13 protein-coding genes are annotated in these 15120 nt (G+C 68.4%); 9 read left to right on the plus strand and 4 right to left on the minus strand.

Annotation, left to right across the window (positions count from 1 at the left end):
• The first annotated feature begins 8 nt into the window (after nucleotides 1-8).
• The 9 genes from carA (at nucleotide 9) to R5O87_RS01270 (ending at nucleotide 11719) form a co-directional block, all read left to right on the plus strand.
• Nucleotides 9-1331, plus strand: a complete 1323-nt coding sequence (carA, locus tag R5O87_RS01230; protein ID WP_410557026.1) for a glutamine-hydrolyzing carbamoyl-phosphate synthase small subunit — start codon at nucleotides 9-11, stop codon at nucleotides 1329-1331.
• Nucleotides 1331-4675, plus strand: a complete 3345-nt coding sequence (gene carB, locus R5O87_RS01235; RefSeq protein ID WP_410557025.1) for a carbamoyl-phosphate synthase large subunit — start codon at nucleotides 1331-1333, stop codon at nucleotides 4673-4675. The genes carA and carB overlap by 1 nt, the downstream gene beginning before the upstream one ends.
• A complete protein-coding gene (gene pyrF, locus R5O87_RS01240; RefSeq protein ID WP_410557023.1) occupies nucleotides 4668-5537 on the plus strand; it encodes an orotidine-5'-phosphate decarboxylase in 870 nt (289 codons plus the stop codon). The genes carB and pyrF overlap by 8 nt, the downstream gene beginning before the upstream one ends.
• Nucleotides 5538-5635: 98 nt before the next feature.
• Nucleotides 5636-5959 carry an integration host factor, actinobacterial type gene (gene mihF / locus R5O87_RS01245; protein WP_043418338.1) on the plus strand — a complete coding sequence of 108 codons (324 nt, stop codon included), beginning with the start codon at nucleotides 5636-5638 and terminating at the stop codon, nucleotides 5957-5959.
• A gap of 43 nt (nucleotides 5960-6002) precedes the next feature.
• Nucleotides 6003-6599: a guanylate kinase gene (gene gmk, locus R5O87_RS01250; protein WP_387101128.1), complete on the plus strand. Its 597-nt coding sequence runs from the start codon at nucleotides 6003-6005 to the stop codon at nucleotides 6597-6599.
• A gap of 15 nt (nucleotides 6600-6614) precedes the next feature.
• Complete coding sequence (rpoZ, locus tag R5O87_RS01255; RefSeq protein ID WP_003800778.1) at nucleotides 6615-6875, plus strand: DNA-directed RNA polymerase subunit omega; 261 nt, start codon at nucleotides 6615-6617, stop codon at nucleotides 6873-6875.
• Between the two features lie 40 nt (nucleotides 6876-6915).
• A complete protein-coding gene (locus tag R5O87_RS01260; RefSeq protein ID WP_410557022.1) occupies nucleotides 6916-8205 on the plus strand; it encodes a bifunctional phosphopantothenoylcysteine decarboxylase/phosphopantothenate synthase in 1290 nt (429 codons plus the stop codon).
• A gap of 76 nt (nucleotides 8206-8281) precedes the next feature.
• Nucleotides 8282-9517, plus strand: coding sequence for a methionine adenosyltransferase (gene metK / locus R5O87_RS01265; RefSeq protein WP_410557021.1), 1236 nt, complete (start codon nucleotides 8282-8284; stop codon nucleotides 9515-9517).
• A gap of 99 nt (nucleotides 9518-9616) precedes the next feature.
• Complete coding sequence (locus R5O87_RS01270) at nucleotides 9617-11719, plus strand: primosomal protein N' (RefSeq protein ID WP_410557099.1); 2103 nt, start codon at nucleotides 9617-9619, stop codon at nucleotides 11717-11719.
• A 37-nt stretch (nucleotides 11720-11756) separates the two neighbouring features.
• Here the strand turns inward: R5O87_RS01270 and R5O87_RS01275 are convergent, their stop codons facing one another.
• The 4 genes from R5O87_RS01275 to R5O87_RS01290 all read right to left on the minus strand — a co-directional run bounded on the left by R5O87_RS01275 (nucleotide 11757) and on the right by R5O87_RS01290 (nucleotide 15096).
• Entirely contained in the window at nucleotides 11757-12833 is a 1077-nt protein-coding gene (locus tag R5O87_RS01275; protein WP_410557019.1) for a glycosyltransferase family 4 protein, read from the minus strand.
• On the minus strand, nucleotides 12830-13759 hold the full coding sequence (locus R5O87_RS01280; protein WP_410557017.1) for an alpha/beta fold hydrolase: 930 nt from the start codon (nucleotides 13757-13759) through the stop codon (nucleotides 12830-12832). The genes R5O87_RS01275 and R5O87_RS01280 overlap by 4 nt, the downstream gene beginning before the upstream one ends.
• A 14-nt stretch (nucleotides 13760-13773) precedes the next feature.
• On the minus strand, nucleotides 13774-14643 hold the full coding sequence (locus R5O87_RS01285) for an aldo/keto reductase (protein WP_410557016.1): 870 nt from the start codon (nucleotides 14641-14643) through the stop codon (nucleotides 13774-13776).
• Between the two features lie 90 nt (nucleotides 14644-14733).
• Nucleotides 14734-15096: a VOC family protein gene (locus tag R5O87_RS01290; protein ID WP_410557015.1), complete on the minus strand. Its 363-nt coding sequence runs from the start codon at nucleotides 15094-15096 to the stop codon at nucleotides 14734-14736.
• Nucleotides 15097-15120 lie beyond the last annotated feature (24 nt).

Consider the following 15120-nt stretch of genomic DNA (forward strand, 5'->3'; position numbering starts at 1 on the left):
AAACCGAAGTGACAGTAAACGCAGGAACTGCGCCGCAGGCCGCAGCATCCGCCCCCGCCGTCCTGGTGCTCGAAGACGGCCGCATCTTCCGCGGCCGCAGTTACGGCGCACAGGGCACCGCCCTGGGGGAAGCGGTCTTCGCCACCGGCATGACCGGCTACCAGGAGACCATTACCGACCCGTCCTACGCACGCCAGCTCGTGGTGCAGACGGCCCCGCACATCGGCAACACCGGTGTGAACAGCGAGGACGCCGAATCCCGCCGCATCTGGGTAGCCGGCTACATCGTCCGTGACGCCGCCCGCCGCCCGTCCAACTGGCGGGCTGAGCGATCTCTTGACTCCGAGCTCGTCGAGCAGGGCATCGTCGGCATCCAGGGCGTGGACACCCGCGCCATCACCCGCCACCTGCGCGAGCACAAGACCATGCGCGCCGGCATCTTCTCCGGCGAAGCAGCCCAGGCCACGGACAAGGAACTTCTCGACGCCGTGCTCGCCAGCGAGCCGATGGAAGGCGCCCGGCTTGCCGAGGAAGTCAGCATCGACGAAGCCTACGTCGTGGAGCCCAAGGACCACGGCTGGGACGGCGACGCGCGCTTCAGCATCGCGGCCATCGATCTCGGCATCAAGGCCATGACGCCGGTCCGCTTCGCCGAGCGCGGCGTCCGCGTGCACGTGCTGCCCGCCACCGCCACCATCGACGACGTCAAGGCCGTCAGCCCCGACGGATTCTTCATGTCCAACGGCCCCGGCGACCCCGCCACCGCCGACAACCAGGTCAAGCTGCTCCGCACCGTCCTGGACGAGAAGCTGCCCTACTTCGGCATCTGCTTCGGCAACCAGATCCTGGGCCGCGCCCTCGGCTTCGGCACCTACAAGCTGCGCTACGGCCACCGCGGCATCAACCAGCCCGTCATGGACCGCCGCACGGGCAAGGTGGAGATCACCTCGCAGAACCACGGCTTCGCCGTCGACGCCCCGCTGGACGGCCCCACCAACGCGCCGGAAGAGCGCTACGGCCGGGTCGAGGTCAGCCACGTCAGCCTGAACGATGAGGTCGTGGAAGGCCTGGCTTGCCTGGACATCCCGGCCTTCTCCGTCCAGTACCACCCCGAAGCCGCGGCCGGCCCGCACGACGCCGCCTACCTCTTCGACCGGTTCATCGAGCTGATGGAAGGCACCCGCGACGGCCGGACGGCCAACCTGTCCAAGGAACCCGTGGACGCCCAGCACCCCGCCGATGCCCCGGCCAATCAGGCCCAGCAAAACGGCGCCCAGCAAAACCAGGCCGAGCCGAACACGACTGACAACAAGACTGAGGACAAGAAGTAATGCCCAAGAGAACTGACCTTAAGAGCGTCCTGGTCATCGGTTCCGGCCCGATCGTCATCGGCCAGGCCGCTGAATTCGACTACTCCGGCACGCAGGCCCTTCGCGTCCTCAAGGAGGAAGGCCTTCGCGTCATCCTCGTCAACTCCAACCCGGCCACCATCATGACCGACCCGGAGTTCGCCGACGCCACCTACATCGAGCCCATCACCCCCGAGGTGGTGGAGAAGATCATCGCCAAGGAGCGCCCGGACGCCGTGCTGCCCACCCTGGGCGGCCAGACGGCGCTGAACACCGCCATCGCGCTCGACAAGAACGGCGTGCTCGAGAAGTACAACGTGGAACTGATCGGCGCGAACATCGCCGCGATCGAGCTCGGCGAGGACCGCGAGAAGTTCAAGGGCGTCGTGGAGCGCTGCGGCGCCGAATCCGCCCGCAGCCACATCATCCACACCATGGACGAGGCCCTGAAGGCTGCCGAGGACCTCGGCTACCCGATGGTGGTCCGCCCGTCCTTCACCATGGGCGGCCTCGGCTCGGGCCTGGCGTACAACGAAGAGGACCTGCGCCGCATCGTCGGCCAGGGCCTGCAGTACAGCCCCACCAGCGAGGTGCTGCTCGAAGAGAGCATCCTCGGCTGGAAGGAATACGAGCTCGAGATGATGCGGGACAAGAACGACAACGTGGTTGTCGTCTGCTCCATCGAGAACTTCGATCCCGTGGGCGTGCACACCGGCGACTCCATCACCGTTGCCCCGGCACTGACCCTCACCGACCGCGAATACCAGCGACTCCGCGATATCTCCATCGCGGTCATCCGTGAGGTCGGCGTGGACACCGGCGGCTGCAACATCCAGTTCGCCATCGACCCGGCAACGGGCCGCGTGGTGGTCATCGAGATGAACCCGCGCGTGTCCCGCTCGTCGGCCCTGGCGTCGAAGGCCACCGGCTTCGCCATCGCCAAGATCGCCACCAAGCTCTCCCTGGGCTACACCCTGGACGAGATCCCGAACGACATCACGCAGAAGACGCCCGCCTCCTTCGAGCCCACGCTCGACTACGTGGTGGTCAAGGTTCCGCGGTTCGCGTTCGAGAAGTTCCCGGCCGCGGACAACACCCTCACCACCACCATGAAGTCGGTGGGCGAGGCCATGGCCATGGGCCGCAACTTCACCGAAGCCCTGCAGAAGGCGCTGCGCTCCCTCGAGCAGAAGGGCTCGCAGCTTGACTTCAGCTCCGTCCCCGAATGGGAAGTTCCGGAGCTCATCGAACAGGCCAAGCGCCCGACGACGGACCGCCTGCACCAGGTGCAGCGCGCCCTGCTCGGCGGCGCGAGCGTGGAGGAACTCCACGAGGCCACCAAGATCGACCCCTGGTTCCTGGACCAGCTCCAGCTGCTCAACGAGATCTCCCAGGAGATCCGCCGCTCCGGCGCCCTCACCGAGGATGTGCTCCGCAACGCCAAGCGCCACGGCTTCTCCGACGAACAGATCGGCTCGCTGACCCACAACTCCGAGGCCGTCGTCCGCGGCGTCCGCCAGGCACTGGGCATCCGCCCGGTCTACAAGACAGTGGACACCTGCGCCGCCGAGTTCGCCGCCTACACGCCGTACCACTACTCGGCCTATGACGAGGAGGACGAGGTTGCGCTGCACTCGAAGCCGTCCATCCTCATCCTCGGCTCCGGGCCCAACCGCATCGGCCAGGGCATCGAGTTCGACTACTCCTGCGTCCACGCCTCCATGGCGCTGCGCAAGGCCGGCTACGAGACCGTCATGGTCAACTGCAACCCGGAAACCGTCTCCACCGACTACGACATCTCCACCCGGTTGTACTTCGAGCCGCTGACCCTCGAGGACGTCCTGGAGGTCATCGCGGCCGAGGAACGCACCGGCGGCGTGATGGGCGTCTTCGTCCAGCTCGGCGGCCAGACCCCGCTGAAGCTGGCCCAGCAGCTGGCCGACGCCGGGGTGCCGATCCTGGGCACGTCGCCCGAGGCGATCGACCTCGCCGAGCACCGCGGCGCCTTCGCCCGCGTGCTGGACGAAGCCGGCCTGGTGTCCCCGAAGAACGGCACCGCCGTCTCCTTCGAGGACGCCAAGAAGATCGCGGACGAGATCGGCTACCCGGTCCTGGTCCGCCCGTCCTACGTCCTGGGCGGCCGCGGCATGGAGATCGTCTACGACGAGCCGAACCTGTCCCGCTATATCGCCAACGCCACCGAGATCACCGCCGAGCACCCGGTGCTGATCGACCGGTTCCTCGAGGACGCCGTCGAGATCGACGTCGACGCCCTCTTCGACGGCACGGACATGTACCTTGGCGGCATCATGGAGCATATCGAGGAAGCCGGCGTCCACTCCGGCGACTCCGCGTGCGTCCTGCCGCCGATCACCCTGGGCAACAACGTGCTGGAGCGCGTCCGCACCGCCACCCGCGCCATCGCCGAGGGCGTGGGCGTCCGCGGCCTCATCAACATCCAGTTCGCGCTGGCCTCAGACGTCCTGTACGTTCTGGAAGCCAACCCCCGCGCCTCCCGGACCGTGCCTTTCGTGTCCAAGGCCACCGGCGTGCAGATGGCCAAGGCCGCTGCCCTGATCGGCACCGGAGTGACCATCGGCCAGCTCCGCAGCGCCTACAAGATGCTGCCGGAAACCGGAGACGGCTCCACGCTGCCGCTGGACGCCCCGGTCTCCGTCAAGGAAGCGGTCCTGCCGTTCAGCCGGTTCCGCACCCCGGAGGGCAAGGTCGTGGACTCGCTGCTCGGCCCGGAAATGCGCTCCACCGGCGAGGTCATGGGCATCGACAAGCACTTCGATACCGCCTTCGCCAAGAGCCAGTCCGGCGCCAACAACGCCCTCCCCACCGAAGGCAAGGTCTTCGTGTCCGTCGCCAACCGCGACAAGCGTTCGGTGATCATGGGCGTCAAGCGCCTCTCCGACCTCGGCTTCGAGATCGTCTCCACCGGGGGCACGGCCGACGTCCTGCGCCGCAACGGCATCCAGGCCACCCCGGTGCGCAAGGTGGCCGAGGGCAGCAGTGCCGAAGGGGAAGGCACCATCGCCGACCTCGTGGTCGCGGGCGAGATCGACATGGTGTTCAACACCCCGTCCGGCGGCGAGGCCCGCAGCGACGGCTACGAACTCCGTGCAGCCGCCACGTCCATCGGCATCCCCTGCATCACCACCGTGGCCGAGTTCAACGCTGCGGTCCAGGCCATCGAGGCCCTGCGCACCTACGCCTGGTCCGTGACCAGCCTGCAGGAGCACGCAGCAGCGCTCCTTGCGTCGCAGGAGGCCGCCCTGCAGAAGGCAGCCGCCCAGAGCCCGGCAGAGCAGAATGCCTGAGGCAGGGAACGCTGCCGCAGGCACCGGCCGGGAGTCGTTCGGCTTCCGGCTGGGCCGGGCCATGACTGACCGTGGTCCGCTTTGCGTCGGGATTGACCCCCACCCTGCACTGCTGGCCAGTTGGGGCCTGAACGACGACGCCGCCGGCCTGAGGCGCTTTTCGCTCACCGCCCTGGAGGCCGTGTCTTCGCTCGCTGCCGCGGTCAAGCCGCAGGTGGCGCTGTACGAACGGCACGGGTCTGCCGGCCTGGCGGTCCTCGAAGAGGTTCTCGCTACTGCCCGGGACGAACGCGTGCTGACCATCGCGGACGCCAAGCGCGGCGACATCGGGTCCACCATGTCCGCCTACGCCGACGCCTGGCTCAGTGACGGCTCTCCACTGGCCGCTGACTCGGTGACGCTCAGCCCGTACCTGGGTTTCGAGTCGCTCCGGCCGGCCCTGGACCTCGCGGCCCAGAACGGCCGGGGTGTGTTCGTCCTGGCGCTGACCTCCAACCCGGAGGGCGCCTCGGTGCAGCACGTTGGCGGCAGCGACTCCGTGGCACGCCGGATTGTCCAGGCCGCCGCGGGGGAGAACGAACGCTACGCCGGGGCCCTCGGCTCGGTGGGCCTCGTGGTGGGAGCCACCGTGGGCACCGCGCTGGCGGACCTGCAGCTTGACCTCGGGGCCGTCCGCGGGCCGATCCTCGCCCCTGGCCTGGGAGCGCAGGGGGCAACTCCGGCAGACCTGCGGAGGACCTTCGGCGCGGCGTACCCCCAGGTCCTGGGAACGTCCAGCCGCGACATCCTCAAGGCCGGCCCCGGCATCCGGGAGCTGACCGAGGCGGCCGAACGCACCCTCGCGGGGCTCCGGTCCGAATAGTCCATTGATTTCTCCGGCCGGCAGGGAGTAGGTTCAGGACAAATCCGCGGCTGCTCCAACGCCGCCGGCCGCGGATCCGTTGGCTGACCCCAGGGGATATGACCGTGAGCTTGCGACCCTTGTCACCGCAGGAACGTTCCGACGCACTCAGGAAGGCCGCGGCGGCAAGGGCTGCCAGGGCCTCGGCCAAGGAACGGCTCAAATCCGGAGAACTGACGGTGGCCCAGATCCTGGACTCCGGCGGCACCGAGGAGGCCATAGCGCGCATGCGCGTTTCGGAACTCCTCGAGGCCCTGCCGGGGATCGGGAAGGTACGGGCCGCGGCCATCATGGACAGCCTCGGCATCGCCGCGTCCCGCAGGGTCCGGGGGCTGGGCATCCACCAGCGCCGGGCGCTGGTAGATTTTATGAACGAGAAATAGCTTCATCCGAACAGAGTCATCTGTAGACCGTCCAAAGGAATACGTGAGCAACAAACCCGGACTGACAGTCCTCGCTGGTCCTACGGCTGTTGGCAAAGGCACCGTGTCCACCTATATCCGCGACACCTACCCCGAGGTCTGGCTGTCCGTTTCGGCCACCACGCGGGCCCCGCGGCCGGGCGAGATCGACGGCGTGCACTACTACTTCAAGTCCAAGGAAGAGTTCGAGTCCCTGGTGGAGGCCGGCGAATTCCTCGAGTGGGCTGTCGTGCACGGGCAGAACACCTACGGGACCCTGAAGAGCACCGTCAACCAGGCCATCGCCGAAGGCCGCTCCGTGCTGCTGGAGATCGACCTGCAGGGGGCCCGGCAGGTAAAGAAGGCCGTTCCGGATGCCCAGTTCGTCTTCCTGGCACCGCCCAGCTGGGAAGAACTGGTCCGCCGGCTGGTGGGCCGGGGCACGGAATCAGCCGAGGAACAGCAGCGCCGGCTGGAAACCGGTAAAGTAGAACTTGCTGCTGAACCGGAGTTCGACCACACCGTCATCAATGACGACGTCCGCCGGGCAGCGGACGAGCTTGTTTCACTCATGGGGCTCACGCCGCATCCGCGCCAGTCGCAGACGCCGTCGGCCCGCTAGAAATTTGGAGAATTCGTGTCCACGAACCTTGAAGGCATCATCAACCCGCCGATCGATTCGCTGCTCGAGGCGGCCGATTCCAAGTACGGCCTGGTGATCTTCGGTGCCAAGCGTGCACGCCAGATCAACGCCTACTACGCACAGCTCCACGAGGGCCTGTTCGAGTACGTCGGCCCGCTGGTTGACACCAAGCTGAACGAGAAGTCGCTGTCCATCGCCTTGCGCGAGATCAACGAGGGCAAGCTGGTTTCCACGCCGATCGAAGCTGCAGAGTAACCTCCGCAGAGTAAACAGACTGCCTGCTGACGGAGTTCACGTGCGCATAGTCCTCGGAGTCGGGGGAGGGATCGCCGCCTACAAGGTGGCATCGCTCCTCCGGCTTTTTACTGAAGCCGGCCATGACGTCACCGTCATCCCCACGGAAGCCGCCACCCGCTTTGTCGGCGTGGCCACCTGGGAGGCCCTGTCCGGAAACCCGGTGACCAACAGCGTCTTCGACGACGTCGACCAGGTGAAGCACGTCCGGCTGGGCCACGAGGCAGACCTGATCGTGGTGGCGCCCGCCACGGCCGACCTCCTGGCCCGTGCGGCCACCGGCCAGGCCAACGACCTGCTCACCAACACGCTTCTGATGGCGAGCGGCCCCGTGCTGTTCGCCCCGGCCATGCACACCGAGATGTGGCAGCACGCGGCCACCCAGGCCAACGTGGAAACCCTGCGCAGCCGCGGCGTGACCGTTCTGGAACCCGCCAGCGGGCGGCTGACCGGCAGCGATTCCGGCCCTGGCCGGCTGCCCGAGCCCGAGGCCATCTTCGACGCCGCCCTCGCACTGGCCCACGGACTCCAGTCGGACGCCGCCCTCCTGCCGGGCGCTGCTCCCCGGTCGGACGCTGCTCCCCGGTCCGGCGGCGGGTTGCCGCTGGCCGGCCGCACGGTGACCATCAGCGCCGGCGGCACCCGCGAGCCCCTGGATCCCGTACGGTTCCTGGGCAACCGCTCCTCCGGCAAGCAGGGCGTGGCGCTGGCCGCCGCCGCCCGGGACGCCGGAGCCACCGTCCGGCTCGTGGCCGCCCACATGGAAGTGCCCGCCCCGGCGGGCGTCGAGCTCATCGCCGTCGAAACGGCCCTGCAGCTCCGCGAAGTCATGCTGGCAGCGGCAGCCGGGTCCGACGTCGTGATTATGGCGGCGGCAGTGGCCGATTTCCGCCCGGCGGAAGTGTCCGGGAGCAAGATCAAGAAGCGGGACGACGCCGCCGACCCCGTGATCACGCTGGTCCGCAACCCGGACATCCTGCAGGAGCTTGTCGCGGTGCGCGACGCCGCCGGCAGCAGCCAGATCGTGGTGGGGTTTGCCGCCGAGACGGGCGATGAGCAGGGCGATGTGCTCTCCTATGCCGAGGCAAAGCTCAAGCGCAAGGGCTGTGACCTGCTGGTGGTGAACCACGTGGGCGCGGACAAGGTCTTCGGCCAGGACCACAACTCCGTGGTCATCCTCTCGCGGGCAGGCTCCGAGCCCCAGTCAGCCTCAGGCTCGAAGCAGGACGTCGCCGCCATTGTCATTGACCGGATCGGTTCCGAACTGAGCCGGGTGTTTCCGCGAACCTGACGGGCGTAAGCAACGTCTCCTTAGCATGGGGACACACGCTGCCGTCCCGCCGTTTGCCAACCAGTAAGGTAGTTGAGTGACTTTACCGCTGCACATTCCAGAATCCCACGGGTCCGCACCCGCCGCGCTTCGGCTCTTCACCTCGGAGTCGGTGACTGAAGGGCACCCCGACAAGATCTGTGACCAGATCAGTGATGCGATCCTGGACGCCCTGCTGGACAAGGACCCCGAGTCCCGCGTCGCCGTGGAGACCATGGCCACCACCGGCCTGGTCCACGTGGCCGGCGAAGTCACCACGGACGCGTACGTCGAAATCCCGCAGATCGTCCGCGAGACCATCCTCGGCATCGGCTACGACTCCTCCGCCAACGGCTTCGACGGCGCGCGCTGCGGCGTTTCCGTTTCCATCGGCCAGCAGTCCAACGACATCGCCGGCGGCGTCTTCAACTCCCTCGAAGCCCGCGAAGGCCGCCAGGAGGACGACTACGACCTCCAGGGCGCCGGCGACCAGGGCCTCATGTTCGGCTACGCCAGCGACGAGACCCCCTCCTACATGCCCACGCCGATCTGGATTGCGCACCGGCTGTCGGAGCGGCTCACCGAAGTCCGCAAGAACGGCGAACTCGCCTACCTCCGCCCGGACGGCAAGACCCAGGCCACCATTGGGTACGACGGCGACCGGCCGGTTTCTGTGGAAACCATCGTGATCTCCAGCCAGCACGCCGACGGCTTCAGCCTCGACCAGCTGCGCGCCGACCTCGCGACGCATGTCATCGACCCCGTCCTCGCCCTCGCGGACCTGGACATTTCGCGCACCACCAATATCCTGAACCCGGCCGGCGCGTTCGTGATCGGCGGCCCGGTGGGCGACGCCGGACTCACCGGCCGCAAGATCATCGTGGACACTTACGGCGGCATGGCCCGACACGGCGGCGGCGCCTTCTCCGGCAAGGACCCGTCCAAGGTGGACCGCTCCGCGGCATACGCCATGCGCTGGGTTGCCAAGAACGTGGTGGCCGCAGGTCTTGCCAAGCGCGCCGAGATCCAGATCGCCTACGCCATCGGCCAGGCCCGCCCCGTGGGAACTTACGTGGAGACGTTCGGGACCGAGACCGTGGACCCGGCAAAGATCAGCGCAGCGATTGCGGAGATCTTCGACCTGCGCCCCCGCGCCATCATCGACGCCCTGGACCTCAAGCGCCCCATCTACGCCAAGACGGCCGCCCACGGCCACTTCGGCCGCGACGATCCGGACTTCACCTGGGAGCGCCTGGACCGCGTGGACGACCTGAAGGCGTACTTCAACGCCTGAGCCGTCCCGTCCGCGTCCGTCAGCGTCGGGAATGTCAGACCCGTGTGATTGGCTGATGGACAACCCAGGACGGAGGTAAGGCGCATGTCTTCAAACGGCATGTCTTCGCATCCAGCACCAGAGCCCCTGCAGCTGTCACTGCTGCAGGGGTTCCCTGCCACGGCCAGGCCCCCGGGCGGTCCCGCCCTGGCTGCCGTCCTTCCGGTGGCGCGCGTCCTCATCGAGTCCCCGCTGCCGCACCTGGACAGGCCGTTCGACTACAGCGTGCCCGCCGAACTGGATGACGACGCCCAGCCGGGGGTGCGTGTCCGGGTAAAGTTCAGCGGCCAGGAACTCGGCGGCTACCTCCTGGAACGGGTGGCGGAGTCCGACGCCGGCCAGCCCCTCGTCCCGCTGCACAAGGTCGTCTCGCCCGTTGCTGTGCTGACTCCTGCGCTGCAGGAGCTCGCCGGGCGCGTGGCCGCACGCTATGCGGGCACCGTCAGCGACGTGCTCCGGGTGGCCATCCCGCCGCGGGTGGTCAAGGTGGAGAAGGAGCTCGCCGACGCGGAGCCGGCCACGCCTCCCGCTGCGCCCCATGACCTGTCCGGCTCCGACTGGACCCGGTACCGGAACGGTGCCGCGTACCTCCGCCATCTCACGTCCGGAGGCTCACCCAGGGCGGCCCTCAGCGCCCTGCAGGGGTTCGGACCGGCCGGCTGGCCGCGGCTTGTTGCGGAGGCGGTGGGAGCGGTCAGGCAGTCCGGACGCGGCGCCGTCGTCGTCGTTCCCGACTACCGCGACCTGGACCGGGTCCAGGCCGCCCTCGAGGACATCCTGCCCGCCGACGACGTGGCGAGGCTGACGGCCGACGACGGCCAGACACCCCGGTACCGCAGCTACCTCCGGGTCCTCAACGGCTCCGCGGGCGTGGCCGTGGGCACCCGTTCGGCAGCCTACGCGCCGGTACGGAACCTGGGACTCGTGGTGTGCTGGGACGACGGCGACGACCTCCACGTCGAACAGCGTTCCCCGTACGCCCACACCCGCGAGGTGCTCCTGCTGCGTGCCGAGCAGGAGGGGGCGGCATGCCTGCTGGCAGGGCACGCGCGCAGCACCGAGGTGCAGCGGCTGGTGGATGCCGGCTGGGCAATGCCCGTGGACGCCGACCGAACGGTGCTCCGGCGCACGGTTCCCCGGGTCATCAACACCGCGGACAGCTTTGAGCAGGAACGCGACCCGCTGGCCCGGCTGGCAAGGTTGCCTGGCGCAGCATGGCGCACGGCCAAGGAGGGGCTGGAACGCGGTCCGGTCCTGGTGCAGGTTGCCCGTGCCGGGTACGCGCCGTCGCTGGCGTGCGAAACGTGCCGGGAACCCGCGCGCTGCCCGTCCTGCCAGGGGCCGCTCGCCATTGCCGGCAGCGCCGCCGTTCCGCAGTGCCGCTGGTGCTCGACGCCGGCACCGGCCTGGCGCTGCGTGCACTGCCGCGGCACCCGCCTCCGCCGCGGTGCAGCCGGCGTTCTCCGCACAGCCGAGGAACTGGGGCGGGCATTTCCGGGCAAAGCCGTGGTCACCTCCTCCGGCCAGAACGTCAAGGCCACGGTTCCGGATGCCTGCGCGCTGGTGGTGGCCACGGTGGGCGCCGAACCGGTGGCTCCGGGCGGGTACGCCGCGGCGCTGCTGCTCGACGGCGATTCCCTGCTGCGCCGCGAGAACCTGCGCGCGGGCGAGGACGCCGTGCGCCGCTGGTTCAACGCCGCCTCGCTGGTCAGGCCTGCCACCGAAGGCGGGATCGTCGTCATCACCGCGGACGATACCGCAGCCGTCGGCGCGCTGCTGCGCTGGGACCCTGCGGGCTATGCCCAGCGGGAACTGGGGCTGCGCGCCGAGCTGCAGCTGCCGCCGGCGGTGAGGGTGGCCGCCGTTACCGGCGGCAGCACCGCCGTCGGCCATTTCACCGCCTCAGCCACGAAGCTCCTTGCCGCCGAGGGCGTGGAGCTGCGCGTCGCGGGACCGGCGCCGCTGCTGCAGACCGCAGGCATCCAGGCCGCGGGTGTTCAGGCGGCGGGCACGGAAAGCGTGGACGTGCGCACGCTGCTGTTCATCCCGTACGCGCAGGCCGCCACCGTGACCAGGGTTCTCCGGGCGGCGAAGGCGGCAGCCGCGGCCAAACGCACCGAGGACCCGGTCCAGCTACGGCTGGACGGCGTCGACGTGCTATAGGGTGCTGGCGTGCTCTGATCCTTCGAAACCGGCGACGCTACTTGCGGCGGATTGCCATGACTTCTGCAGCAACGTCCACCAGCTGGCGGGCGGATTCGTCCCAGCTGAACTGCTCGGCCCGCGCCACGGAGCGCCGGGAGACCTCCTGCCAGTGCTGCCCGTCACCGAGGCTCCGGACTGCGGCGCTGAACTCCGGCGCCGACTCGGTGGCAACGTAGGTGGCGGCCTCCGCTCCCACCTCGCGGAAGATCGGGATGTCGCTGGCGATCACCGGGGTGCCCAGTGCCATGGCCTCCACCAGGGGCAGGCCGTAGCCCTCGGCCTTGGACAGCGTGACCAGTGCGGTGGTGCGGTTCAGCAGCGCCGTGTATTCGTCGTCGGTCACGCCGTTGTGGAATACGACGTTCGCCCCGGACGGGATCTGCGCCTCAAGCTCGGCGCGGCGGTGCGGGGTGATGCGGCTGAGCAGGTGGAGCGTGTAGTCAGGCAGATCGGCCATCCCGGCCAGCATGGTTTCAACGTTCTTGTAGGGCATGAACGAACCCATGTAGAGCAGCGTCTTCTCCGGGGCCGCTGCAGGATCGCGGGGCGCTTGGGCCGGCTGCGGGGCGTTGCTGACGATGCGCACCGGGCGGCTGGTCAGGCGGTACTTTGCCATCAGGGCCTCGGTGGTCCTGCTGATGGTGGCGACGACGTCGGCACGGTTCAGCAGCACCCGCTGGGGCCAGAACGCCTTGTGGTAGAGGCGCCACAGGATCCGGACCGGGGCAGGCAGGAAGCCCGGGGGCGCCGGGTGCTCATAGTAGATGAGGTCATGCAGGGTGAGGACCAGGCCGTACCTGCGTCCCCATGTGCCCATCGTCTGCATGGGACACACCACCACGTCCGCCCCGAGCTGGTTGACTTTCCGTGCCACGAAGAGCTCAGCGGGGGACAGCGGGCTGCTGATGAGTGTATAGGGAACGTCGGGAAGCAGAGCCAGTTGCCGGAGGTCGCTGATGAGCATGGACACATCGGCGACCTTGGAGACGGCGGCGATGAGGCTGGAGCCGTACCGGCTGATGCCGTCGTGGTGGTCCGTCCGGGTGAAACGGGCATCGATGACTATCTTCACGCGGGGTGGTCCTTAAGGAAGCGGCGGATGAATCCTGCGGCAGGCCCGGGCGTTTCGTAGTGGATCAGGTGGCCGACGCCCGGAATGACATCGAGCCTTGCGTCGGGGAGCAGCGCGGCAAGCCGGTGCTGGTCGCGCAGCAGGGCGATTTCGTCCTTTTCGCCGGCGATGAGTAGCACGGGCAGGGCGAGCTGCGGCGCAACCTCGGCCACATTGCTGCTGACGGACGCGGTGAAGGACTCCAGCAGGCTGTCCCGGTTGGCGAACGCGCTGAAGTACGCGTGGTGCTGCCCGTGGATGAACCGGAGCAGGTCCTTGTCCTTCGTTTTCGCCATGGCCATGCTCATGACGCGCACGATGAGCGGGCTGCGGAGCAGGGCCAGGCCCAGGGCGCGGGGGAGCCGCGCCGAAAGGCGGTAGTACAGCACGGCCAGCCGGGTCATGAGGCCCTTGGGGCCTTCCAGCGCCGGCGCCGCGATGGGGTTGACGAGGATCAGCGGCCGCACCGCGGACGGGTGGGACGCGACGAAGTGGGCGGCCACGATGGAGCCGAACGAGTGGCCCAGCAGCACCGTGTCCGGGCCCAGTTCGAGGGCTGCCATGAAGTCGCTGATGAACCGGCCGTAGCGTTCCACACTGTGGGCGCCGTCGGTAAAGGCCCCGGAGCTGCCAAACCCGGGAAGGTCCGGCATGATCAGCCGCATCTCCGGCAGCTGGTCTGCCACCCGGAGCAGGCCGTGGTGGTCGCCGCGGAAACCGTGGATGACCAGGACGGTCCGCGTGTCAGGGGTGGTCTTTTCCGGTTCGTACACCCAGTAGGCAACGTTGCTGCCCGCCAGTTGCACGGTGGATGCACGGGTGCGGGCGGCGAGTCCGCTGCTGACGAAGGCTGGTGCGGTGGCGGGCTCGGAGTCGGCTGTTCTCATCTGCTGGGGGAGTCCTAGTTGACGTTGTCGGGGTGGGAGCCGGTGCGGTGTCCGCGCTCCAGGGCTTCGAGGTCCGCCATGTCCAGGGCTGAGAGCTCGAAACCGAAGACGTCGAGGTTCTCCCGCATCCGGGCCGCAGAGCTCGCTTTGGGGATGGTGATGTTGCCCAGCTGGATCTGCCAGCGCAGGACCACCTGCGCGGGGCTTACCTTGTGCTCTGCCGCCAGCGCGCCGATGACGGGATCCTCCAGCACCTGGCCGCGGCCCAGGGGGCTCCACGCCTCGGTGAGGATTCCCAGTCCGCGGTGCTTCTCCCGGAGCTCGGCCTGCTGCAGCCACGGATGCAGTTCGATCTGGTTGACGGCCGGGACCACCTCGGCTGTTTCCAGCAGCTGGTCCAGATGCTGGGGCTGGAAGTTGGACACGCCGATGGCCCGCACCTTGCCCTCCCGGTACAGCGTCTCCAGGGCGCGGTAAGTCTCCTGGAACAGCCCGCGCTTCGCGCACGGCCAGTGGATCAGGTACATGTCCACGTATTCCAGGCCGAGGTTGATCATGGACGTATCGAAAGCCCGCAGCGTCGCGTCGTAGCCGTGATCGTCGTTCCACACTTTGGTGGTGATGAAGAGGTCCTCGCGCGAGGTGCCCGGCGCGGCCTCGCCCGAACCGCCGGCGCTGGCTTCGGTGGCGAATACCTCCACCAGTCCGCGTGCCACTCCGGATTCGTTCCCGTACATGGCGGCCGTGTCGAAATGGCGGTACCCGGCTTCCAGGGCGGTCGCCACCAGGTTGGCGGTGTCTTTCGGGGGAACCTTGTAAAGCCCGAAACCCAACTGGTCGATCAGCACGCCGTTGTTCAGGCTGAGCCGGGGTGAGGTAGTCATGGATACGACTCTACCGATACCGCGCCGCGGCGCGTGTGACCGGCAGGTTGAGTTTCAGCCCCGGCCGCTCGGCGAGGCCCGGGAGGCGGTTCAGCCCCAGCAGAGGCAGAAGGGGTGGCCGGCGGGATCTGCGTAGACCTGGAATCCCTCGGCGGAGGTGATGTCCTCCGCGGGCTTCAGCAGGCGGGCACCGAGGGAGATGGCCTCGCGGTGGGCGGAAGCGACGTCCTCGACATAGAGGTCGAGGTGGATCTGCTGCGGGTTCCCGTCGGGCCATTCCGGCGGCACGTGGTTCGGCGCGAGCTGAAAGCCCAGGCGCGGGTCCCCATCGACGCTGACGGTGTGCCAGTCATCCTCGGCATCCACGGAGCCGCCCAGCAGGCCGGCCCAGAAGGCGCTCTCGGCAGGAAGGTCGGCCGCGTCGAACACAACGATCTGTCTGGTGATTTTCATGCGGTCATCCTTGCACGGCCGCGA

Source organism: Arthrobacter globiformis, assembly GCF_046536215.2.
Lineage (GTDB): Bacteria > Actinomycetota > Actinomycetes > Actinomycetales > Micrococcaceae > Arthrobacter > Arthrobacter globiformis_E.

What these genes read in the sequence shown, in the direction of transcription:
- R5O87_RS01290 (WP_410557015.1), bottom strand. Translation starts at nt 15,096, where the DNA reads ATGAAAATCACCAGACAGATCGTTGTGTTCGACGCGGCCGACCTTCCT.
- mihF (WP_043418338.1), top strand. Translation starts at nt 5,636, where the DNA reads ATGACCGTGAGCTTGCGACCCTTGTCACCGCAGGAACGTTCCGACGCA.
- R5O87_RS01285 (WP_410557016.1), bottom strand. Translation starts at nt 14,643, where the DNA reads ATGACTACCTCACCCCGGCTCAGCCTGAACAACGGCGTGCTGATCGAC.
- R5O87_RS01270 (WP_410557099.1), top strand. Translation starts at nt 9,617, where the DNA reads ATGTCTTCGCATCCAGCACCAGAGCCCCTGCAGCTGTCACTGCTGCAG.
- R5O87_RS01280 (WP_410557017.1), bottom strand. Translation starts at nt 13,759, where the DNA reads ATGAGAACAGCCGACTCCGAGCCCGCCACCGCACCAGCCTTCGTCAGC.
- pyrF (WP_410557023.1), top strand. Translation starts at nt 4,668, where the DNA reads ATGCCTGAGGCAGGGAACGCTGCCGCAGGCACCGGCCGGGAGTCGTTC.
- carB (WP_410557025.1), top strand. Translation starts at nt 1,331, where the DNA reads ATGCCCAAGAGAACTGACCTTAAGAGCGTCCTGGTCATCGGTTCCGGC.